The organism is Bartonella sp. CL435QHHD (assembly GCF_042195095.1).
GTDB lineage: Bacteria > Pseudomonadota > Alphaproteobacteria > Rhizobiales > Rhizobiaceae > Bartonella.
In genome coordinates this window covers 56,216-79,393 of sequence record NZ_JBHINS010000069.1, presented here as the reverse complement: position 1 = coordinate 79,393, position 23,178 = coordinate 56,216, and the positions used below count along the sequence as shown (strand labels likewise).

The following is a 23,178-nucleotide window of genomic DNA, read 5'->3' as shown; positions in this document are numbered from 1 at the left end:
GGCACAAAGAAGGAGAAAATTGATGGCTACAAGCGCTAACAGGCTTGAGATTCTGCAAATTGCAGATGCTGTTGCACGTGAAAAGTCAATCGACCGTGAAATTGTCATTTCTGCGATGGCTGATGCTATTCAAAAAGCAGCACGTTCTCGTTATGGTCAAGAAACCAATATCCGTGCTGAAATCAATTCTAAAACAGGTGAAATTAAATTACAGCGCCTGCTTAAAATCGTTGATGTCGTTGAAGACTATACAACGGAAATTACTTTGTCTGATGCTCTCAAACATCAAGCAGAAGCAAAAATTGGTGATTTTTTTGCTGATCTTTTACCTCCTATGGATTTTGGACGTATCGCAGCACAATCTGCTAAACAGGTTATTGTACAAAAAGTACGCGACGCAGAGCGTGATCAGCAATATGAGGAATTCAAAAATAAAGTTGGTGAAATTATTTCTGGTACAGTTAAGCGTGTGGAATATGGTAACGTCATCGTTGATCTAGGGCGCGGTGAAGCTATTGTGCGCCGTGATGAATTAATTCCTCGTGAATCATTCCGCTATGGAGATCGCATTCGTGCTTTTGTCAATGATGTACACCGTGAAACGCGTGGGCCGCAAATCTTCCTTTCACGCACACATCCCCAATTTATGGTAAAACTTTTCACTATGGAAGTGCCAGAAATTTATGATGGTATTATAGAAATCAAATCTGTAGCTCGTGATCCAGGTTCACGGGCTAAAATCGCCGTTGTTTCACGCGATGGTTCCATTGATCCTGTTGGAGCATGCGTTGGAATGCGAGGAAGTCGTGTACAAGCTGTTGTTGCTGAATTACAAGGCGAAAAAATTGATATTATTCCTTGGTCGCCTGATGCGGCAACATTTGTCGTTAATGCACTGCAACCTGCTGAAGTTTCTAAAATTATCCTTGATGAAGATGCTGAACGGATTGAAGTTATTGTGCCAGATGATCAACTTAGCCTTGCTATTGGACGACGTGGGCAAAATGTTCGCTTGGCTTCACAGCTAACAGGATGGAACATTGATATTTTAACGGAAAAGGAAGAATCTGAAAATCGTCAAAAAGAATTTACTGAACGGAGTAAATTGTTTATGGAAGCCTTAGAGGTTGACGAAATGATCGGACAGGTTATGGCATCAGAGGGTTTTTCTTCTATTGAAGAAATCGCCTATATTGATCTTGAAGAAATCGCTTCTATTGATGGTTTTGACCATGATACCGCCGCTGAAATCCAAAGTCGTGCCCGCGAATATCTTGATCATCAAGAAAAAGAACTTGATGAAAAACGCAAGAAGCTCGGAGTTTCTGACGAATTGCGAACACTTCCTGGAATGACAAGTGCTATGTTGGTTGCTGTAGGTGAGGATGGTGTAAAAACGATAGAAGACTTTGCTGGCTATGCCGTTGATGATTTAGCTGGTTGGAGAGAACGCAAAGAAGGTCAAACACAGAATTTTTCTGGTATTTTAACCCCTTTTGACATTACACGCGCAGATGCAGAAGCTATGGTTTTAGCCGCACGTGTACAAGCAGGCTGGATAGACCAAGCTGATCTTGTTACAGAAAATCCTGTAGAAGATGAAAATTCTACAGAAAATGAAAAAATAGATGATTTGGATGTGGATACACTTTAAATGAATGAACGGACTTGCATTGTGACCCGAAAAAATGCTTCAGCACAAACGCTGATCCGTTTTGTTATTGGTCCCAATAACCAAATTGTTCCTGATCTTAAAGCGAATTTACCAGGGCGTGGCGTTTGGATTTCCGCCCATCACGCTGTTATTGAGAAAGCAATAAAACAGAAAGCTTTTCATAGAAATTTTAAAACAGATGTTGAGGTTGCACCAAATCTTGTGCATGTTATTGATACGCTTTTACTAAAAGCCGCTCTTTCAAGCCTTTCCATGGCACGAAAAGCGGGAGCAATTGTTATGGGAGCAACAAAGGTTGACGCTGCTATCCGCTCTGGTAAAGTTATTCTTGTACTTCATGCTAAAGAAACAACAGAAGATGGGAAACGAAAAATTGCACAGGCCATCCATTCAATACAACAACAAACAAATCGGACTATAAAAACCATATCTTTATTTACAAGTGATGAAATGCGAGTGGCTTTTGGCTCTAATCCTGTAATGCACGCGGCCTTACTGGACACAAAGGCTGCTGAAGGATTTCTCAAAACGACATGTAAATTGATCAGCTATCGTGACGACAAGCATAGTAAGTCTAGTGAGATGACGGCACAAGCCGTGAAGGAAGTACAATGAGTGAAAATAACAACGACAAAACAACCGTCAAGAAGACACTAACTCTCAAGAGGTCTGTCTTGGAAACGAGCACGGTTAAACAAAATTTTAGTCATGGCCGTACGAAGGCTGTCGTTGTCGAAACCAAACGGCGTAAAATTACGCGACCTGATGAAAAAGCTGAAACCCTACAGCCCATTACAAAGCCGCATGTGGCCCCCCAGCGTTCTAAACCGCGTTTTGAGGGAAAAAAGCCTCAAGAATCTGTGGCCAAAAGCAATCTTTCATCAACTGAAATGGAAGCGAGACTTCGCGCGTTAGAAGAAGCACATATCCAAGAAAGAATAACGCGAGAACAAGCCGAAGAAGAAGCAAGACGCGCTAAAGAGCGTGAAGAAATTTTACAGCAAGAAAGTAAAGAAAAAGAAATACATCTCCAACAAGAAGAAGAAATATCACCAGTACAGACTCCACCTGTTCCCCCTCTCATTGAACAGACAGATATTCCTATTGCGCCTAAAAACACAACCGTGATTGAAAAACGCAAAATAGATGACAATAAAGAGGAAGAACGGCATAGTCGACGTGCTAATCCTGCTAAATCAGAAATACGTGTACCAAAAGTTGTCAAAGGAGCTGATGAGCGGCGGCGCGGAAAGCTAACTCTGAATAGTGCACTGGATGAAGAAGGAAACGCACGTGGGCGCTCAATGGCTGCAATGCGGCGTAGACAGGAAAAGTTTAAGCGTGCACAAAATCAAGAACCAAGAGAAAAAATTTCTCGCGAAGTTGTTCTTCCTGAAACGATTACCATTCAAGAGCTCGCACAACGTATGACGGAGCGTTCTGTTGATGTGATTAAATTCTTGATGAAACAAGGACAAATGATGAAACCTGGCGATGTTATTGATGCAGATGTTGCCGAACTCATCGCTGTTGAATTTGGCCATACTGTTAAACGTGTTTTAGAATCTGACGTAGAAGAAGGTATCTTTAATATAAAAGATAATCCTCAAAACATGCAGCAGCGTCCCCCTGTTGTAACCATTATGGGCCATGTTGACCACGGAAAAACTTCTCTTTTGGATGCTATTCGTAAAGCAAATGTTGTTTCTGGCGAAGCAGGAGGTATTACGCAGCATATTGGTGCCTATCAAGTAGAACAAAACGGTCAAAAAATTACCTTTATTGATACACCTGGTCATGCTGCATTTACGGCTATGCGTGCACGTGGAGCTCGTGTTACTGATATTGCTGTTCTCGTTGTAGCCGCTGATGATAGTGTTATGCCCCAAACGATTGAATCAATCAATCATGCGAAAGTCGCTGGTGTACCTATCATTGTTGCTATCAACAAAATTGATAAACCAGCTGCGAATGCACAAAAAGTACGTACAGAACTTCTACAACATGAAGTGTTTGTTGAAACTATGGGCGGTGAAACTTTGGACGTTGAAGTTTCTGCTAAAACTGGTCAAAATCTTGATAAACTTCTCGAAGCTATCCTTCTTCAGGCTGAAATGCTTGATCTGAAAGCAGATCCTCAACGAACTGCAGAGGGCGTTATCATTGAAGCCAAATTGGATCGCGGACGTGGATCTGTTGCAACAGTTCTTGTTCAAAAAGGTACATTACACCCTTCTGATATTATAGTTGCCGGAAATGAATGGGGTCGTGTGCGTGCTTTGATTGACGACCATGGCCGCCATGTCAAAGAAGCCGTTCCCTCTACACCGATTGAAATTTTAGGAATGCAAGGAACACCACAAGCCGGAGACCGTTTTGCTGTTGTCACACATGAAGCAAAAGCACGTGAAATTTCTGAATATCGTCAACGATTAGCACGTGATAAAGCTGTTGCGCGGCAAACTGGTTCGCGTGGTTCTCTTGAACAGATGATGACAAAATTGCAAACGACTGGTGTTAAGGAGTTTTCTCTTATTATAAAAGGGGATGTGCAAGGATCAATTGAAGCAATTGCTTCAGCATTGGAAAAACTCGGAAATGATGAGGTTCGTGCGCGTATTGTACATTCTGGTGCTGGAGGAATTACCGAAAGTGATATTTCTCTTGCGGAAGCTTCTAACTCTGCTGTAATTGGCTTTAATGTTCGAGCCAATAAGCAGGCACGTGATTTTGCTAAAACACAAGGAATTGAAATTCGTTATTATAACATCATTTATGATCTTGTTGACGATATCAAGGCTGCCATGTCTGGATTACTCTCACCAGAACAGCGTGAAACTTTCCTTGGTAATGCTGAAATTCTAGAAGTCTTTAACATTACAAAAATTGGAAAAGTTGCAGGATGTCGTGTTACAGAAGGTAAAATAGAACGAGGAGCCGGTGTTCGCCTTATCCGCGATAATATCGTTATTCACGAAGGAAAGCTGAAAACACTCAAACGTTTTAAAGATGAAGTCAGTGAAGTGCAAAGTGGTCAAGAATGTGGAATAGCCTTTGAAAATTATGACGACATGCGCGCAGGAGACATCATTGAGACCTTCCGTATCGAACATATTAATCGTACATTATAAAATAATCCAATAACCTTATTCTGTTATAAAATGAGAAAAAGTTATTAGATTTTATACACAATATCTTTTTTTCCTTATCTAAATGGTCAAAAAAAGAGATCTTGTAGCAAGGATAAAACTTTGATGAAAAATGCAGGGCCATCACAACGGCAACTTAGAGTAGCAGAGCAAGTACGTCATGCAGTAGCGCATATATTACAGCGTGATATTTTGCTTGATGATATCTTAAAAGATATTGTTATTTCTGTCTCTGAAGTACGCATGTCACCAGATTTAAAAATTGCTACTTGCTTTGTATCACCTCTCAGCACTCTTAAAAATGCTTCTCATACCGATGTTGTTGATACCCTCAATAAACATAGTCGTTTTCTCCGTGGAGAAATCAGTCATGCGTTGCGACAAATGAAATATATGCCAGAACTGCGTTTCCGGCTTGATAATAGTTTTGATAATTTTTCAAAAATTGATGCCCTCCTTCGCTCGCCTGAGGTTGCACGCGATCTTCACCATAGTGATACAGATGAGGATTAAAGATATGGCGCGGCAACACAAGAAAAAAGGGCGTCCTGTTTCTGGCTGGGTCATATTTGATAAACCAAAAGGAATGAAATCAACAGAAGCTGTCTCACAAATCAAATGGCTCTTTCATGCTCAAAAGGCAGGACATGCGGGTACACTTGATCCTCTTGCTTCTGGTCTCCTTCCTATTGCATTGGGCGAAGCAACCAAAACCGTTCCTTACGTGATGCAAGGCAAAAAAACTTACCGTTTTCATATTGCTTGGGGGCAAGAGCGCTCAACAGATGATCTAGAAGGAGAAATAACGAAAACTTCTCTCATACGTCCAACACAAGAAGAAATACTTGCTCTTCTTCCTCAATATACGGGTATTATTTTGCAAACACCTCCACAATTTTCAGCAATCAAAATTGCTGGAAATCGTGCCTATGATTTAGCGCGTGAAGGGGAAGTTGTTGAAATTCCGCCCCGTGAAGTGGAAATAGAAACTTTCAAGTTATTAGAAATGCCTACTAAAGAGCATTCTGTCTTTGAAATAACCTGCGGAAAAGGAACTTATGTGCGCTCTTTAGCACGCGATATGGGACGTGATCTCGGTTGCTATGGGCATATTGCTGATTTAAGACGTATTGCCGTCGCACCTTTTGATGAAGAAGATCTCATTACATGGGAGGAACTAAAAGCGGCCATTCCGCCAAATAAAAACACTACAGATGAAAATAATCGTTCTTTTGAAAAAAACTTCTCAACACTCGATGGGCTCTTAATTGACACAAGTGCCGCATTAGATTGCCTCCCTCACTATATCCTTAATGAAACTCAAGCACAGAGAATTATCAAGGGTCATTCTATCCTCTTGAATCATCACAAAGTACCTCTTGATGAAGAGGAAATTTGTGTCCTCTATAAGGAACAACTTCTTGCTATTGGCATTCTCGACAAAGGTCTATTTAAACCAAAGCGGATTTTCACAATTTAATCGATTCTTTTCCACAACCACCTTTTGCGAAAAGATATTTTTCTCTATCAATTAAGAAAAATATGGTGCTTTTCATTGTCTATATTTACCGTATTCATATCAAAATTGAAGTCAGTGCTATAAGCTAACACCACCACACACTTTTTCCTCTTAATGTCGCAATAATCCTTGCATTTGAAGGGATTCATAAGAGGCTTTTTATTTCTTTTTCAATCATTTTTACTCACACTTTAGCCCTCGTTTGTAATGTGCAAGCGAAGATGTGGACTGATTTACTCTAAATAGATTTGAAACGAGAAAAGCTTAAGACTTTCAGAACTATCACTCAACATGAAAAATTGTAAATAACCGTTATAAATCAATTTATTAACTATTTAAGCAGCAATTTTTTGTTATGATTAAGCTAACAAGTTGATCGAAATAATATTAACATATTTAATATTTACAAAAACTGTTTTAACCCTAAGGGAGATGATCAGAGGAAACTTTTAAAAGCATCTCATTGGCTTGAGGTATTGTTTGGCGTTCAATCATGCGGTGCACTCTTATACCGTTAGGAGCACAATTTAAATGACGCAGACGCTTATTGACTTCTGCATCTGCTTTTGTACGACGATGATTATGGCGTAAATAATCTACCCATGTTGGCATATGATAAGCCTCTGTCCAATATTCAGGTCTTTCAAGATCTCGTAAAAGGACCCACTGACGCGCACCATCACGTAATCGAATATGGCGTCGACGCGTCATCACTTTGAGAAACTCTTCGAGTTCATTTTCATGAATTTGGTAATCAATCATTATCATGATCGGGCCACTTCTTGCTTTGAGGTCGAGTAATAATTCCGGCTCTCTAAAATGATCAAGAGGATTTAAATCTATCTGAGGAATTTCTTGAATTCTAAATTTTACCCCTGCAAGAGCACCAAAAATCAAGAATAAAGAACAAACGCTCAAAGCAATTGTTGGAGAATAACCATCAGCTAAACCTCCCCAGATTGCACTTCCAATAGCCATCCCCCCATAAGATGCCGTTTGATAAAGAGCTAAAGAACGTGCAACAACCCAGCGTGGTGTAGAGAGTTGTACAGATGTATTAAACAATGATAAGGCCAAAACCCAACATAAACCTGCAGGAAATAAAGCAATATGGCTTATAATCAGTGAACGGCTGATTCCCAATAAAAAGCAAGAAAAGGCGAAACCAATAAATGCACTTGCAATAATTGTTTCTGAACGAAAATGATGCCGTACAACTGCATTAATAATGCCTGCTGTCATGGCTCCTAACCCAAAACAACCAAGCAATGTACCATAAAGAAGGGCACTTCCTCCAAGAACTTTATGCGCAACAATTGGCAAAAGTGCTAAAATAGAAATTGCTCCTATACCAAAAAGGAACGCTCGAACCATAATGCTCAGGAGATTAGGTGACATCGCAACATAACGCAAACCATCTGAGACAGCTCCTAACAGCCTTTCTCGTGGCAATGAGTTGTTTTCATAATTCGACTTCCAGAAAAACAACGCACCAATAAGAGGAATATAGCTTATAGCATTAAACAAAAAAGCAGCCGATGCCCCTAAAGTTGCAATGATGGCACCCCCAATAGCAGGACCAACACTCCGCATCAAATTAAAGCCAACACTATTCAAACTAACAGCAGCAGGAATATTTTCCCTGCTCACAATATCTCCTATCGTTGCTTGCCAAGAAGGATTATAAAAAGCTGTGCCACATCCAATCAAAAACGTAAAACATAACAAAAGCCAAGGTGTTAGAAATCCCATATAGGCTAAAACAGATAAACTCATCGATATGACCATCATCATAATCTGTGCACACAACATAATTTGACGCCGATTAAAATTATCAGCTAATGCCCCTGCCATCAAAGAAAACATAACAAGTGGTAATGTTGTGGCACTTTGAACTAGCCCAACCATGGAATGCGAAGAACTAATCAACGCCATTAACCACCCTGCTCCAACAGCTTGTATCAGCCCCCCTAAATTAGAAATAAGAGTAGATGACCATAAATTTCGAAATACCGAATTACGAAAAAGTTTTAATGTTGAAATGCTCTGCATCTTTTTCCTCCAACGGTATTTATCACTTTTGTTACCACACACACACGCTCATAATCTTTGTATCAAAAGGATGCATAATTGTTTAAAAAACTTCTCATAAAACTCTATTTAAATCAATATTTCAAAACAAAAGCTTTTATTTAAAGAAAGACTTCAAAATGCTGTCAAGGACTAGTATTTTAACCTTCTTTCCTATATAAGAACGAAATTAGGTAAGAGTCTTCGACTTTTCCTGTTTTCTCACAGACCCTAGCTGAACGACATCTCGGCTATGGGTGACTTTATGTTTCTTCGTTTTTGGAAAGGATAATACGATGTCGATTACAGCTGAACGTAAAAAAGCTCTTGTCGCAGAATACGCAAACAAAGTTGGTGATACAGGATCACCAGAAGTGCAAATTGCTGTACTTTCTGAACGTATTTCTAATTTAACAAACCACTTTAAATCTCACAAAAAAGATAATCATTCTCGTCGTGGTCTTTTGAAGATGGTGTCTCAACGCCGGCGTCTTCTTGATTATCTTAAAGGAGTTGACCAAAATCGTTATCAGACACTTATAAAGAAGTTAGGTTTACGTCGCTAAAAGAAAAATGGAGGTGGTATTTAAAAAAACCACCCATTTTTTCAATGTGTTGCTTTTAATTAAAAATTTTAAAAACTGATAAGTTATTATGGGATAGGACTGCTCATCGTTTCACATTTAATGCGATTTACTTCTCTCTTCTCGCAACAAAGGAAGTAATTTGTTGTCCACCCCAAAACTTGCAAATATGCTGCGCACAACCAGAATGTAAGCAATCAAAGATTTAAACACTGGTCATTAAGGATAAAAAATGTTCAAAACGCACAAGATAGAAATTGAATGGGCTGGGCGTCCTCTCACCCTTGAGACAGGGAAAATAGCGCGTCAAGCTGATGGTGCAGTGATTGCTACCTATGGAGAAACTATTGTCTTAGCAACCGTTGTATCGGCCAAAAACCCAAAACCAGACCAGGACTTTTTTCCACTCACTGTTAATTATCAAGAAAAATTCTATGCTGTTGGTAGAATACCTGGGGGCTATTTAAAACGTGAAAGTCGACCAAGTGAAAATGAAACTTTGGTTTCACGTTTGATTGATCGCCCAATTCGTCCCCTTTTCGTTGAGGGATATAAAAATGATACACAAGTTATTGTTTCCGTTATACAGCATGATCTCGAAAACAATCCCGATATCCTTGCGATGATTGCATCTTCTGCCGCATTGACCCTGTCAGGTGTTCCTTTCATGGGACCTATAGCTGGTGCACGCGTTGGCTATTGTAATGGACAATATGTTCTTAATCCTCATATCGATGAAATGCCTGAATCAAAACTTGATCTTGTTGTTGCTGGAACAGAAAGTGCTGTTTTGATGGTTGAATCAGAAGCACAAGAATTACCGGAAGATATCATGTTGGGGGCCGTGATGTTTGGTCACCAAGGCCTTCAACCTGTCCTTGATGCCATTATAAAGCTTGCTGAAGTTGCTGCAAAAGATCCTCGTGATTTTGTTCCTGAAGATCTTTCTGAACTTGAAAAAGCGATGCAGAAAATGGCAGAACAGGATATACGAAAGGCTTACACAATTACTGATAAGCAAGAACGTTATGCTGCAATTGATGCACTAAAGACAGAAATCCTCAATAAATTTATGCCAGAAACAGAAAAAGACTGTCAATTTAGTACAGATCAAATTGCAACCGTATTTAAACAGTTGCAAGCAAAAATTGTTCGTGGGAACATTCTTGATACCCAAAAGCGGATTGATGGACGCAATCTTTCTACCGTGCGCCCTATCCAATCAGAAGTAAGTATTTTACCCCGCACACATGGATCAGCACTCTTTACCCGTGGAGAAACACAAGCTATTGTCGTTGCAACGCTAGGAACTGGTGAAGATGAACAATATGTTGATTCCTTAACGGGAATGTATAAGGAAACATTCCTTCTCCATTACAATTTCCCACCATTTTCAGTGGGTGAAACGGGACGCCTTGGTTCTCCTGGTCGTCGTGAAATTGGACATGGTAAATTGGCATGGCGGGCAATTCACCCCATGTTGCCAACGAAAGAATCTTTTCCTTATACCATTCGTACTGTCTCAGAAATCACTGAATCCAATGGCTCTTCTTCTATGGCAACGGTTTGTGGAACCTCACTTGCTCTTATGGATGCTGGTGTTCCTCTAGCACGCCCTGTTGCTGGTATTGCTATGGGCTTGATTAAAGAAGGAGAACGCTTTGCTGTTCTTTCTGATATTTTAGGGGATGAAGATCATCTTGGAGATATGGATTTTAAAGTCGCAGGAACAGAAAATGGTATTACTGCCTTGCAAATGGATATCAAAATTGATGGTATTACCGAAGAGATTATGAAAATCGCGCTTGAACAAGCCAAAGGAGGCCGAATTCATATCCTTAATGAGATGGCGAAAGCTTTAACCAGTGCACGTGCTGAGCTGAGTGAATTTTCTCCACGAATCGAAGTTATGAATATTTCTGTCGATAAAATCCGTGATGTTATCGGCTCTGGTGGTAAAGTTATTCGGGAAATCGTGGAACAAACTGGAGCAAAAATTAATATTGAAGATGATGGTACCATTAAAATTGCTTCTGCTGATGCTAAAACCATTGAAGCGGCAAAACGCTGGATCCATTCTATTGTCGATGAGCCTGAAGTTGGTGCTATCTACCAAGGAACAGTTGTAAAAACTGCAGAATTTGGTGCATTTATAAACTTCTTTGGTTCTCGTGATGGACTCGTTCATATCTCTCAGCTTGCATCAGAACGCGTCAGCAAAACAACCGATATTGTAAAAGAAGGTGACAAAGTTTGGGTTAAATTAATGGGCTTTGATGAGCGTGGAAAAGTTCGGTTATCAATGAAGGTCGTTGATCAAACAACCGGAAAGGAAATCACCGGTGATAAAGCGATGAATGAAGAAAAGTGCGTGGATGAAAAAAAACAACCTGAAAATAAGCGCCGCCGTAAGAAAAAAGAAGAGTAAGTTTTTCTTCTTATCGTATCATGAAATGCCATCCCAATATTGGAGTGGCATTTTTTTCTTTGAAAGAGTCATATGTGTTATTATTTTTGCCTTTTGAAAATCATGAACTCCCGTATCCTGATCCAAACCAGTGTTGGCTAAGTTTTGGTTTAACAGAAATCCCAGCTCAAGAATGGGCACAAAATTTAAGAGTTATTACGCCTTGGCGACCAGATTTTTTAAAATTTGTCGATACTCAATTTCACTGCTCTCCTCAAATAGATAAAACCTTCAGCTATGATGGTGCATTTTTACATTTGAGCAAATATCGTGGTTTGAACCAAAATTGTTTTCTTGATTTATTAGAATGCGTTAAACCCAATGGATGGATTGTAATCAGTGGGAATAAAACTGCTGGTGCTGCTTCAATGATGAAATGGGTCAAAACAATTGTTCCCATCACCAATAAATTATCTAAAAATCATGGTCTTGTATTTTGGTTGCAAGTTCCTCAACAAATTGAGAGACATAACATTGCGCAATTGCGCTCACCACCGCTCACTTTTGGTAAATTTCAAACCGCTTCTGGTATGTTCTCACACGGACGTATTGATCCAGGATCTGCTGCGCTTGCGTCTTATATGTTCAAAGTTATTTCTGGAAAAACGGCTGATTTTGGTGCTGGATGGGGCTATCTTTCTCACGTTGCACTTGAAAGAAGTGAAAAACTCACCGCTCTAGACCTTTATGAAGCCGACTACAACGCTTTGAGAGCAGCAAAACGGCACCTTAAATCCATAACAGCTCCTTTTCCAATTCATTTTTATTGGCATGACCTTGTACATGAACCTATCACAAATCTATATGACACAATCATTTCAAATCCACCGTTTCACACACAACAAACGACAGATGTTTCATTAGGAAAAAATTTTATTATAAATGCTGCAAAGTGCTTAAAACCAAGCGGCAGTCTGCTTTTTGTTGCAAACCGCCACCTGCCTTATGAAACATTATTAAAAAATATTTTCCGCACAGTGTTGATACATGAACAAGCCCATGGTTTCAAAATTATCGAAGCGCGCAGATAAACAAAACAAGCAATAACTTTCAAAGAATAAAACGGGAAAGATCGATATCAGCAGCAAGCTCGCCAATAGATTTTCTTACGTAAGCAGCATCAATTTTAAACGATGTTCCAGCTTTATCTGGCGCCGTAAAAGAAATCTCATCCAAAACGCGCTCCATCACTGTTTGCAAACGACGTGCCCCTATATTTTCAATCCTTGCATTTAAATCTACAGCAATATCTGCTAAAGCATCAATTGCATCATCGGTAATTTCCAAATGAACCTCTTCCGTTGCCATAAGAGCAATATATTGTTTAATCAAACTGGCTTCTGGTTCTGTTAGAATGCGTCGTAAATCTTCCCTTGTTAAAGGATTGAGCTCCACACGGATGGGCAAACGTCCTTGAAGTTCGGGTAATAAATCAGATGGCTTGGAAACATGAAATGCACCTGAGGCAATAAAAAGAATATGATCTGTTTTGATTTGCCCATATTTTGTAGCAATTGTTGTTCCTTCCACCAAAGGCAAAAGATCACGTTGAACGCCCTCACGCGAAATCGCAGCACTGGCTCCACCGTCTCGAGTTGCAATTTTATCAATCTCATCAATAAAAACAATACCATCATTTTCAGCAACACGAAGCGCCTCTTGAATAATTTGCTCCTGATCAAGGAGTTTTTCAGATTCATCATCAATGAGCGGTTTAAAAGAATCCTTTACCGTCGTCTTACGGACTTTTGTACGACTGCCCATTTTGCCCAAAATATCTGATAAATTCATAATACCCATTTGTGCCCCAGGCATACCAGGAATATCAAAGGTTGAAGCACTATTGCTATTATTATCGGCGACTTCAATTTCAATCTCTTTCTCATCCAGCTCACCTTCACGCAATTTTTTACGAAAACTATCACGGGTAGCAGGACTTGCTGTTTTACCAACAAGGGCGTCTAAAACGCGCTCTTCAGCATTCACGTGAGCCTTTTCTTTTATTTCATCTCGTTTCTTTTCACGTACAAGAGAAATGGCAATTTCAACAAGATCTCGAATAATTTGCTCAACATCACGTCCCACATAACCAACTTCAGTAAATTTCGTCGCTTCTACTTTAACGAAGGGTGCTCCAGAAAGTTTTGCTAATCGACGTGCGATTCCTGTTTTACCAACACCTGTTGGCCCTATCATTAAAATATTTTTTGGCATAACTTCTTCACGCATCGGCTCATCAAGCTGTTGCCTACGCCACCGATTGCGCAATGCAATAGCTACAGAGCGTTTGGCATCATTTTGGCCAATAATAAAACGATCAAGTTCAGAAACAGTCTCACGAGGGGAAAATACAACACACATTTAAATAGCTTTCTCTAAAGAAGATAATTCTGCATCCAATGTTTCAATCGTAAAATGATCATTGGTGTAAACACAAATTTTAGCGGCAATAGCCATAGCTTTACGAGCAATAGTTTCTGCATCCAAATCCAAATCCATGAGTGCACGCGCTGCTGAAAGAGCAAAATTTCCTCCAGAGCCAATTGCCATAACCCCATCTTCTGGTTCTAAGACATCACCAAGCCCTGTTAAAGCCAAAGTTACTTTCTTATCAGCCACGAGCATCATTGCTTCGAGACGACGCAAATAGCGATCTGTTCGCCAATCTTTTGCAAGTTCTACACAGGCACGCATAAGCTGATCAGGATATTGTTCAAGCTTTGTTTCCAATCTCTCCAGTAATGTAAAAGCATCTGCCGTAGCACCTGCAAAACCAGCAATAACCACTCCGTTCTTTCCAAGACGACGCACTTTACGTGCATTGCCTTTCATAATTGTCTGTCCAAGAGAGACCTGACCATCACCGGCCATCACGACTTTTCCACCTTTTCGTACCGTAATAATTGTTGTACCATACATTATGTCTGGCTTATGTTCTGTCATAAGGAAACTCCTTAATATTAACTTTACTTTTTAATATTGATTTCTTTTCATACAATGTAAAACTCAATTACTATTGTCCTATTTAAGAACATATACAGCAAAACACAATGATTCAGCATAACTCAATTTGTTGAAAATGGAAAAATGATATCATTGTTGTCAATGTAAATTACTGCTAAATAGCTTTATATAAACAGTTTGTGCTTTTTAGAGGAAAATTATGAAAAAAATAGCCATAGGGACCTTAGGTGGAACAATTGCAATGACTGCTGATAGTTTTGGTCACATGCAACCGACTTTAACTTCAGATAACCTTATAAAAAGTGTTCCTGATTTAAATAACGTTGCTGATATTCATGCACAAACATTAATGCAAATACCAAGTGGATCTTTATCGTTTCAAATGCTTTTTGAAATAATTAAGTGGGCAAAACAACAAATAAACGCTGGTGCAGAAGGTATTGTTTTAACACAAGGGACTGATACTCTGGAAGAAACAGCTTTTTTTCTTTCTCTTTATTGGAAGGAGGCTGAACCACTCATCATAACCGGCGCTATGCGCATGCCTCATGAAGCAGGCGCGGATGGCCCCGCAAACATTTTAGCAGCCACTCGTGTCGCAGCAGCCACACAAAGTCGTAACAGGGGCGTTCTCGTTGTCATAAATGATGCAATTCATTCACCTTATTGGCTCTATAAAAGCCATACCGTCAAAGTCGAAACATTTCAATCAGGTCTTGCAGGTGTTTTAGGAACTATTTTAGAGGGAAAACTTATTTATTTCAATGATCGAAAATTTTTTCCGACAACGTTTGATCTTCCCCAAAATCATGATCATCAAATTGCACTCCTCTATTCCTCTTTATCATCTGGTGCACAATTAATGAAACTATGCCTTGAAAGTGGGTATTATGCTGGAGTTGTTATTGCTGGTTTTGGTGCGGGGCACTGTAGTTTTCAAGAAGCAGACCTTGTACAACAATATGCACAAAAAATACCAATCATTATTGCTAGTCGTTGTTGTAATGGCTCAACAACTCGTATAACTTATGGCTATAAAGGCTCCGAAATCGATATGATTGCTTCTGGTGCTCTCATGTCTGGTTATTTATCAGCCGTAAAAGCGCGTCTACTTTTATGGGCTTTTTTGGCGCAAGGGCACTCATTAGCACAAATCCGTGCAAACTGGAATGACTGGACTATAAGTTAATGAAAAATGATCTATTATCTTAAAAGAAGAGAGCATGCAAAACAAAATTTATTTGAAAATAAAGCCGCTCTTCTGTCTGCTCTTAATCAATTGCTGCTGCAAAAAAATCTCGACAAATACAAATGATTGATACAACTATACAAAAAATTAATCAGAAAGATAATCTGGTCAAATCTGTTTCTGACCGATATTCACCCTATCGTGTTTTTACTGCACAAGAATGGTCAGAGTTTCGTGAAGACACACCTCTTACTTTGACTTTTGATGAAATTAAGCGTTTACGCTCTATTGATGATCCTATCGATCTTAAAGAAGTCCAACGCATTTATCTTTCTTTATCGCGTCTGTTATCATGCCATGTTGAAGCAGTACAGGAACTTTTCCACAAACGTCAGCAGTTTCTCCATCAAGAAGAGAGTAGAAAAACGCCCTTTATTATTGGAATTGCTGGTTCTGTAGCTGTAGGAAAATCAACCACGGCTCGCATTCTTCAAGAACTGTTGAAACGTTGGACATCTAGTCTTAAAGTTGATCTAATCACAACGGATGGTTTTCTCTATCCTAACGCAATCTTACAGCAAAAAAATCGTATGAATCGTAAAGGATTTCCTGATTCCTATGACATTAAAAAGCTGCTGTGCTTTCTTTCGGCTATAAAAGCAGGTATCGGAAATGTCCGTGCCCCACTTTACTCACATATGACCTATGATGTTCTAGAAAATCAGACAATTACCATCGATCGTCCTGATATTTTAATTGTTGAAGGTATTAATGTATTACAGGTCAGTGATCTTCCTAAAGATGGAAAAGCTATTCCTTTCGTATCAGATTTTTTTGATTTTTCAATCTATGTCGATGCCGAAACAGAAGTCATTCGTCACTGGTATTTGGAGCGCTTTAAACGTTTGCGTAAAACAACTTTTCAAAATCCTGAATCCTATTTTCATCGTTATGCCCACCTCAATGAAAAAGAAGCCTCAAAAATCGCTGAGGATCTTTGGCAAACGATTAATTTAAAAAATTTACAGGAAAATATATTGCCAACACGACCACGGTCCAATCTCATTCTACGAAAGGGAAAAAATCATTTGGTCGAATATGTCGCACTTAGACGACTATAAGGATCTCATAACTATGCAGCACCACCACATTCATTTTACCTCAACGCGTATCGATAACAGTTGCCCTATCATCTTGGTAAACCAAAGAAATCTTGCTAACTTATCACTTGATGCGTCAACAACAGCATGGATAAAAGTTAATGACTTTACTGGAAAAGCGGGACAAATACTCTTTGTTCCTCACGAAACGGGGCATTTAAAAAAAGTTTTATTTGGAATTGGCAATAATAGCGATCCTTTTATCACAGGAGTTCTTGCTCAAAAACTTCCTGCTGGTCAATGGCATTTAGAAGGTACAACCTCTGATGAAATAAATACCTATCTTGGATTAGCATTCGGTAGCTATCAATTTAATCGCTATCGTCAAAATTCTTCTTTCAAATCATTATCCATCCATGTCAATGAGGCCGTTGATCTTAATGAACTCCAACGAATTTATGAAGCTGTCTTTTTCGTCCGTGATCTCATTAATATTCCAGCGAATGATATGACCCCTGATGCTCTCGAAAAAGAAGCTCGAAAACTAGGAAAAACCTACGGTGCTCACATCAAAAGTATTTGTGGAGATGATCTCTTAACCCATAACTTTCCGATGATTCATGCTGTAGGACGAGCAGGCAGCACTGCACCACGACTGATTGAGTTACTCTGGGGGAAAGAACATCATCCTAAAATAACGTTGGTGGGCAAAGGCGTAACTTTTGATACTGGAGGACTCGATATTAAATCAGCCAATAACATGTTGCTTATGAAAAAAGACATGGGGGGTGGAGCAAACGTTTTGGGATTGGCTAAACTTATCATGGATGCAAAATTGCCTTTCCGTCTACGTGTTTTGATTCCAGCTGTAGAAAATGCAATTTCTGCGAATGCTTACCGACCAAGTGATATCCTCAGAAGTCGTAAAGGTTTAAGTGTTGAAGTAGGTAATACAGATGCTGAAGGGCGCCTTGTCCTTGCCGATGCACTCGCCTATGGTGATGAAGAAAGTCCACAATTCATGCTTTGTATGGCTACTTTAACAGGGGCAGCGCGTATAGCATTAGGACCAGATCTTCCCGCATTTTATTGTAATGATTCAATATGGGCACAACAAATTTCTGAATCTGCTCACGCTGTCTTTGATCCTCTTTGGCAAATGCCCCTTTGGAAACCTTACCAAGAAATGTTATCATCACCAATTGCTGATCTTAACAATGTAACTGGAAATAGCTTTGCTGGTTCTATAACAGCTGCTTTATTTCTTAATTCTTTTGTTGAAAAAGCTGAACATTTTGCGCATTTTGACCTTTATGGATGGATTCCAAAAGAAAAACCAGGATACCCTATTGGTGGATCAGCACAAACTATTCGTGCCCTTTATAATATTTTTAAAAATGAAGTTTGACACACAATATTCAAAAAAATAGACAATTTTGCAGCTTAAAGAATAATTGGTCTTACACAGTATTCTTAGTTTTGTTTGAGGATAAAAATCTTACCAATACAGCTTTCATGAGTTTGTTTAAAGGTAAGAAGTAACAAAATGGAAAGCAAAAAGATGATCTCTAAAGACCCAAGACTTCATGCATTCAGAGATGATCTAGCAGATCAACGTCTTGAAACAGAAATTACAGCTCAGCGCTTTGTTCAAGGTGAAAAAAGACGTGTTAATACAGCGGTCGCTGGACTTTTTAAAGAAAATAGTAAAAAAAGTGAAAGACAAACAGAATGCTTATTGGGAGAAGAACTTCTCATTTTTGAACAAGGGGAAACAATGTCGTGGGGACAATCACTCAAAGATGGTTATGTTGGTTATATTGATACAAAAGTTCTTTGTACATCAACCATAAAACAAACGCATGTGGTTTCAGTACCACGTACATTTAAATATTTACACGCTGACTTACGTGGACCAATAGTGTCCCCTTTATCTATGGGAAGCAAAGTCAGTGTTGTTGATGAAATTGAAGTCCGTGACACAATGTATTCTATTCTTGAAAATGGAACAGCAATCATTACGAGCCATCTCAGCCCCATTGGACGCGTATATGAAGATTATGTCACAGTTGCAGAAACCTTTATCCGTACACCTTATCTTTGGGGTGGTGTCAGCGGTTTTGGAATTGATTGTTCGGGACTCATTCAGCTCTCTATGATGATGACCAATCAAATAGTTTTACGTGATACCGATATGCAGCAAGAAACTATAGGCAGTCCTCTTACAGATACTGATAAACTTCAACGAGGCGATTTAATTTTTTGGAAAGATCATGTTGCTATTATGGTCGATCACGCAAATATTATTCACGCAAATGGTTTTTCTATGGACGTTATGATTGAGCCATTGGAAAACGCAATTACGCGTATCGCTAAAAAAAATCAATATCCCATCGCAAAACGCCGTCCAATTCAAGAAACTTCATACATGCCTCCTATAAAAAATTAATTGAATGTTTTATTATACAATATATTGATTTATAAGGATAATTATCCATCATTCACTCTGCGTCAAGCATTCTAAATATCGTAAAATTTTTTATTTCAAATCTGTTTTTATGTTGGATCAATCAAAGCCGCTTGTCTGTTCATCACAAGCGTAATTGATGTATAAGTAAAAATGATTATGAAAAGAAAAATATTCCTTCTGAATGCCCTCAAATGCCAAGAGCTATCGTAATATTGGGACCAGCTTACTTCTTCATAAGCGTAAAGATAGTGGCGCTCAATAGATTTTACATTATTTCCATAGGGGCTTTAACGTTATATCATTCCGGGCACCGTCGCGAAATGGGCTTTGGAGCATTGCGAGGTGCCTCTTTTAAAAAAGCTCGTGAATATGCAACACAATGCCATTCTACATTACGTAAAGAACGTACCCCTCTTAATCAAAAGCAACATCTTTTGAAATTTTTCCTATTATCGATATCTCATGAAATAAATACCCCTTATACCTCTCAGTGCATCCAAACCCATCTCACAATGATACACGTGAAAAGTATAACATACATTGTCTACCACTATCTTTATACTTATGAATCGTGTAAAGACATCATTATACACTTTGCCAATTCTCAATGTTGCGATAACCCTTGGCTATTGGAGAGTGTTCTTTCAGCACGTATTTTATTTCTTTCTTAAATAATTTTATCCACATAACCCTCCCCGCTTGGAACGTGCAAAAGAATGGTTTTGATTAATTTAACATAAAACAGATTTGAAATGAGAAAGTTTTTTACGACTCTGGACTTCCCCATTCAACATAAAAAATTATAAATTATCATTTTAAATCAATATATTGAATTATATTTTCTTCTTATAACACATTAAAGAAGATGATTTTTCAATACCTGAACCAATGGTTTATCAGCATCAGGCATAGAGTATTTATCAAGATCATTAATAAAAACCCATTCTAAATTTTGCCCCTCTCGTCCTTGCGCAACACCCTCATAATGGTCACAAAGATACAATGGCATTAAGAGATGAAATGTTTTATAGTTATGACTTGCAAATGTTAAAGGGTGTAAATTATTTAGTTGAACATAAATACCAAGCTCTTCCTCTAATTCACGAATCAACGATGCTTCCGGAGTTTCACCTTGCTCAACCTTGCCACCAGGAAACTCCCATAAACCAGCCAGTGATTTTCCTTCAGGACGCTGTGTAAGCAAAACACGATTATTCTGATCGAACAATGCGCATGCAACAACAAGAAGAATAGAACTTTTCATACACATATCACTCCCCAATAGGGAACATAAAAATAACTGACTTTCCTATCATATCCCCTCTTCTCCTAAAAGAGCTCACATACCCCATTTGCTCTGAAAAATAATAAGCTGTTAAATATAAAGTGCATCCATTAACTTCTGTAATCGCTATTGATCATAACGTACTCTTTTGTTAAATCGCAAGACCAAACCGTCGCCGTGCTCTTACCCAAACCGATATCAACACGAATTGTGATGTGTTTACCTTGCATATAAGCACCTATTGTCTCTTCACAATACTCAGGATCTCGTACGCCATTCACGGCCACACGATGCTCACCAAACCAAATCGTCAATAGATCACGATCGACTTCAACACCGGCCTTCCCAACTGCCATAACGACCCGCCCCCAATTCGCATCTTCACCGGCAATAGCCGTTTTTACGAGCGGTGAATTTGCAATTGATAAAGCAATAGTTTTAGCTGCATTGTTTGTTGTAGCGCCCATCACATTAACCTCAATTAAATGACGAGCACCTTCACCATCACAAACAACTTGTAGTGCAAGTTCATGCAGAAGTGCACTCAATTGTTTCACAAAAACCCCATAACGCGGATCAGATTTACTTGTAAGACATGGAAAATGTTCTTTTCCTGTCGCAAACAACATAAGCGTATCTGAAGTGGAGGTATCACTATCAACAGTAATTGAATTGAAAGAACCCTCAACTGCCTCTGATAACATGGATTGGAGTGCATCCGAAGAAATAGTCGCATCACTAACCACAAATGACAGCATTGTCGCCATATCTGGTGCAATCATACCAGCACCTTTTGCAATTCCATTAATGGTAATACGCTCTCCCCCACAGTCAAAAGTGCGCGTCGCAAGTTTTGGAAATGTGTCCGTTGTCATTATGGCTTTTGCAGCTTCCAACCAATTGCCCTCTTCTGCTGTCTCTGCCATACTTGGTAAAAGATTGACAATACCCGATGCATCCATTGGCTCACCAATAACACCCGTAGAAGCTATAAAAATTTCATCTTCTCTAACCTTTAAAGCGTTCGCTGCTGCACAGATGATTGCATTGGTTGTGCGCTTTCCTTTGCTTCCTGTAAAAGCATTTGCATTTCCAGAATTCACAACAACACCCCTCGCAACCCCATGAGGAAGCGATGCACGACAATGCTCTACAGGAGCAGATGGACATTTTGAACGAGTAAAAACACCGGCCACACTCACTGGCTTATCGAATATGATGAAAAGAAGATCTGTACGATCTTTATATTTAATCCCAGCTTCAGCTGTTGCTATCCGTACACCAGATAATGGAGAAAGCTCTTGGATCTTTTGAGGCGACAAAGGAGAGATTTTCAAAACCACAATATGCTTTCTATAAAAAAATGAAATGATTGCAGATCAATAACCTCTCATAGAAAACTGCTAGGCTTTTTGAACAAAACTAACCTAGCAAATTATCTATTAAAGAGGCTATCTATTTTTCCTAGCTATTCCGTATCTTCTTCATCTGATGTCTCATCGGGAAGTAGCGTCCCATTTTGATGAAGCGATTCCATGATTTTGGTAACATTAGGATCAGGGTATTTCACATCTATCTTGCTACGCAAATCAACAATCAGTTCTTGATAGCGCTTTTTTATTAGCTGTGTCCGCAACATCTCTTTAACATCATCAAATGCAGGCGGTTGTTTTACACGACGATCTTCTAATTTAATAATATGCCAACCAAAAGGACTTTCAACGGGTTGTTTTGTGTATTCGCCAACTTTCAAACCAAATGCGGCATCTTCAAAAGGCTTGACCATTTGACCATGGCTAAAATAACCAAGATCACCCCCAACGGCAGCAGAACCATCTGTTGAACTTTTCTTTGCAATCTCTTCAAAATTTTCGCCTTTATTTAAATGCTTAATGATAGCTTCTGCTTCTTTTCTCGTTTTGACCAAAATATGACGCGCTTTAACCTCATCCTCTTTAGGTAAAGCAGCAACTTCTTGCTTATAAAGAGCTTCCAAATCAGTATCCGATATTTTATCAACAATCTCCTGTTTAAAATAAAGCTGTTGAAGAACATTGTCACGCATGACTGCCATACGTTTATCGTAAACTTCTGTCTTATCAAGACCCTTGCTTCTTGCTGCTTTTGCGAGTGCCTGCATATCTAAATAAGCTTTTAAAACCATCATACGGCGTTGTTCATCAGGAAAACGTGCTAAATTAGGATTTATTTCAAGCGCTAAATCATCCAATTGGCCTGCTGTAATATTTTTCCCATCAATAACCGCCATAACATGAGAAGGAGAAACGGCTTTTTCAGAAGCTTTCTCTAAAGTCTTTAAATCACTCGACGATGAATTCAAACCTTCTTGAGCACTCACCCCTAAACTTGTACTTGCCAATAAAGTTGATGCTAAAAAAAGCGTGATAAAGTTAAATTTCATAAATATACTCCTTAAAAATGAAGGCAGGTTCAAGATTCCAATTTTCTTTACCATAACACTTTAATCTTTAAACATAGAGAAATAAATTAGTAATTTTATTTTAAAAAAGTATAAAATCATCCTTTTATCTCAGTTTCTCTAATCCTATCTAATGCAGATGAAAAACATGATAATAGAAAAAATGACATATTGTATCTTAAATTACTTTGTATTGTATCAGTTAAATAGCATACTTAAAGTTGACATAAAGCGCTTAGCCTCTTATCTCTACTTTACAATTAAAG

18 protein-coding genes are annotated in these 23,178 nt (G+C 38.9%); 12 read left to right on the top strand and 6 right to left on the bottom strand.

What is annotated here, in order from left to right; genetic code table 11:
- Positions 1-22: 22 nt before the first annotated feature.
- The 5 genes from nusA (at position 23) to truB (ending at position 6,304) form a co-directional block, all read left to right on the top strand.
- On the top strand, positions 23-1,654 hold the full coding sequence (nusA, locus tag ACFILH_RS05465; RefSeq protein ID WP_375631074.1) for a transcription termination factor NusA: 1,632 nt from the start codon (positions 23-25) through the stop codon (positions 1,652-1,654).
- Positions 1,655-2,290 carry an RNA-binding protein gene (locus ACFILH_RS05460; protein WP_273790589.1) on the top strand — a complete coding sequence of 212 codons (636 nt, stop codon included), beginning with the start codon at positions 1,655-1,657 and terminating at the stop codon, positions 2,288-2,290.
- A complete protein-coding gene (gene infB, locus ACFILH_RS05455) occupies positions 2,287-4,806 on the top strand; it encodes a translation initiation factor IF-2 (protein WP_273790590.1) in 2,520 nt (839 codons plus the stop codon). Before ACFILH_RS05460 ends, infB begins: the two co-directional genes overlap by 4 nt.
- A gap of 123 nt (positions 4,807-4,929) precedes the next feature.
- Positions 4,930-5,337, top strand: coding sequence for a 30S ribosome-binding factor RbfA (gene rbfA, locus ACFILH_RS05450; protein WP_375637598.1), 408 nt, complete (start codon positions 4,930-4,932; stop codon positions 5,335-5,337).
- A gap of 4 nt (positions 5,338-5,341) precedes the next feature.
- Entirely contained in the window at positions 5,342-6,304 is a 963-nt protein-coding gene (gene truB / locus ACFILH_RS05445; RefSeq protein ID WP_375643393.1) for a tRNA pseudouridine(55) synthase TruB, read from the top strand.
- 462 nt (positions 6,305-6,766) lie between these two features.
- Here the strand turns inward: truB and ACFILH_RS05440 are convergent, their stop codons facing one another.
- Positions 6,767-8,395, bottom strand: a complete 1,629-nt coding sequence (locus ACFILH_RS05440) for an MFS transporter (RefSeq protein ID WP_273790593.1) — start codon at positions 8,393-8,395, stop codon at positions 6,767-6,769.
- Positions 8,396-8,709: 314 nt separating this feature from the next.
- Here ACFILH_RS05440 and rpsO point away from each other — a divergent pair, with 314 nt between their 5' ends.
- From rpsO to ACFILH_RS05425, 3 genes are all read left to right on the top strand, one after another.
- On the top strand, positions 8,710-8,979 hold the full coding sequence (gene rpsO / locus ACFILH_RS05435) for a 30S ribosomal protein S15 (RefSeq protein WP_375611819.1): 270 nt from the start codon (positions 8,710-8,712) through the stop codon (positions 8,977-8,979).
- A gap of 250 nt (positions 8,980-9,229) precedes the next feature.
- Positions 9,230-11,425: a polyribonucleotide nucleotidyltransferase gene (gene pnp / locus ACFILH_RS05430; RefSeq protein ID WP_375657912.1), complete on the top strand. Its 2,196-nt coding sequence runs from the start codon at positions 9,230-9,232 to the stop codon at positions 11,423-11,425.
- Positions 11,426-11,499: 74 nt separating this feature from the next.
- Entirely contained in the window at positions 11,500-12,495 is a 996-nt protein-coding gene (locus ACFILH_RS05425) for a class I SAM-dependent methyltransferase (protein WP_375654448.1), read from the top strand.
- 19 nt (positions 12,496-12,514) lie between these two features.
- Here the strand turns inward: ACFILH_RS05425 and hslU are convergent, their stop codons facing one another.
- Both hslU and hslV read right to left on the bottom strand, forming a co-directional pair.
- Entirely contained in the window at positions 12,515-13,825 is a 1,311-nt protein-coding gene (gene hslU, locus ACFILH_RS05420) for an ATP-dependent protease ATPase subunit HslU (protein WP_375631079.1), read from the bottom strand.
- Positions 13,826-14,407 (bottom strand): ATP-dependent protease subunit HslV, encoded by a 582-nt coding sequence (gene hslV / locus ACFILH_RS05415; protein WP_012754621.1) that lies wholly within the window; start codon positions 14,405-14,407, stop codon positions 13,826-13,828.
- 220 nt (positions 14,408-14,627) lie between these two features.
- On the opposite strand from hslV, the gene ACFILH_RS05410 reads away from it, so the two are divergent.
- The 4 genes from ACFILH_RS05410 to ACFILH_RS05395 all read left to right on the top strand — a co-directional run bounded on the left by ACFILH_RS05410 (position 14,628) and on the right by ACFILH_RS05395 (position 19,166).
- The gene (locus ACFILH_RS05410; RefSeq protein ID WP_375637596.1) at positions 14,628-15,617 is read left to right on the top strand and encodes an asparaginase; all 990 of its coding nucleotides are present in this window, start codon (positions 14,628-14,630) and stop codon (positions 15,615-15,617) included.
- Between the two features lie 122 nt (positions 15,618-15,739).
- A complete protein-coding gene (coaA, locus tag ACFILH_RS05405) occupies positions 15,740-16,738 on the top strand; it encodes a type I pantothenate kinase (RefSeq protein ID WP_273790598.1) in 999 nt (332 codons plus the stop codon).
- A 13-nt stretch (positions 16,739-16,751) separates the two neighbouring features.
- The gene (locus ACFILH_RS05400; RefSeq protein WP_375631081.1) at positions 16,752-18,125 is read left to right on the top strand and encodes a M17 family metallopeptidase; all 1,374 of its coding nucleotides are present in this window, start codon (positions 16,752-16,754) and stop codon (positions 18,123-18,125) included.
- A 153-nt stretch (positions 18,126-18,278) separates the two neighbouring features.
- On the top strand, positions 18,279-19,166 hold the full coding sequence (locus tag ACFILH_RS05395) for an NlpC/P60 family protein (RefSeq protein ID WP_375631105.1): 888 nt from the start codon (positions 18,279-18,281) through the stop codon (positions 19,164-19,166).
- A gap of 877 nt (positions 19,167-20,043) precedes the next feature.
- Here ACFILH_RS05395 and mutT read toward each other — a convergent pair.
- The 3 genes from mutT to ACFILH_RS05380 all read right to left on the bottom strand — a co-directional run bounded on the left by mutT (position 20,044) and on the right by ACFILH_RS05380 (position 22,894).
- Positions 20,044-20,457, bottom strand: a complete 414-nt coding sequence (mutT, locus tag ACFILH_RS05390; RefSeq protein ID WP_273790599.1) for an 8-oxo-dGTP diphosphatase MutT — start codon at positions 20,455-20,457, stop codon at positions 20,044-20,046.
- A 125-nt stretch (positions 20,458-20,582) separates the two neighbouring features.
- Positions 20,583-21,815 carry a bifunctional glutamate N-acetyltransferase/amino-acid acetyltransferase ArgJ gene (gene argJ / locus ACFILH_RS05385; RefSeq protein WP_375664060.1) on the bottom strand — a complete coding sequence of 411 codons (1,233 nt, stop codon included), beginning with the start codon at positions 21,813-21,815 and terminating at the stop codon, positions 20,583-20,585.
- Positions 21,816-21,940: 125 nt separating this feature from the next.
- Positions 21,941-22,894 (bottom strand): peptidylprolyl isomerase, encoded by a 954-nt coding sequence (locus tag ACFILH_RS05380; protein WP_375657915.1) that lies wholly within the window; start codon positions 22,892-22,894, stop codon positions 21,941-21,943.
- Between the last annotated feature and the right edge of the window lie 284 nt (positions 22,895-23,178).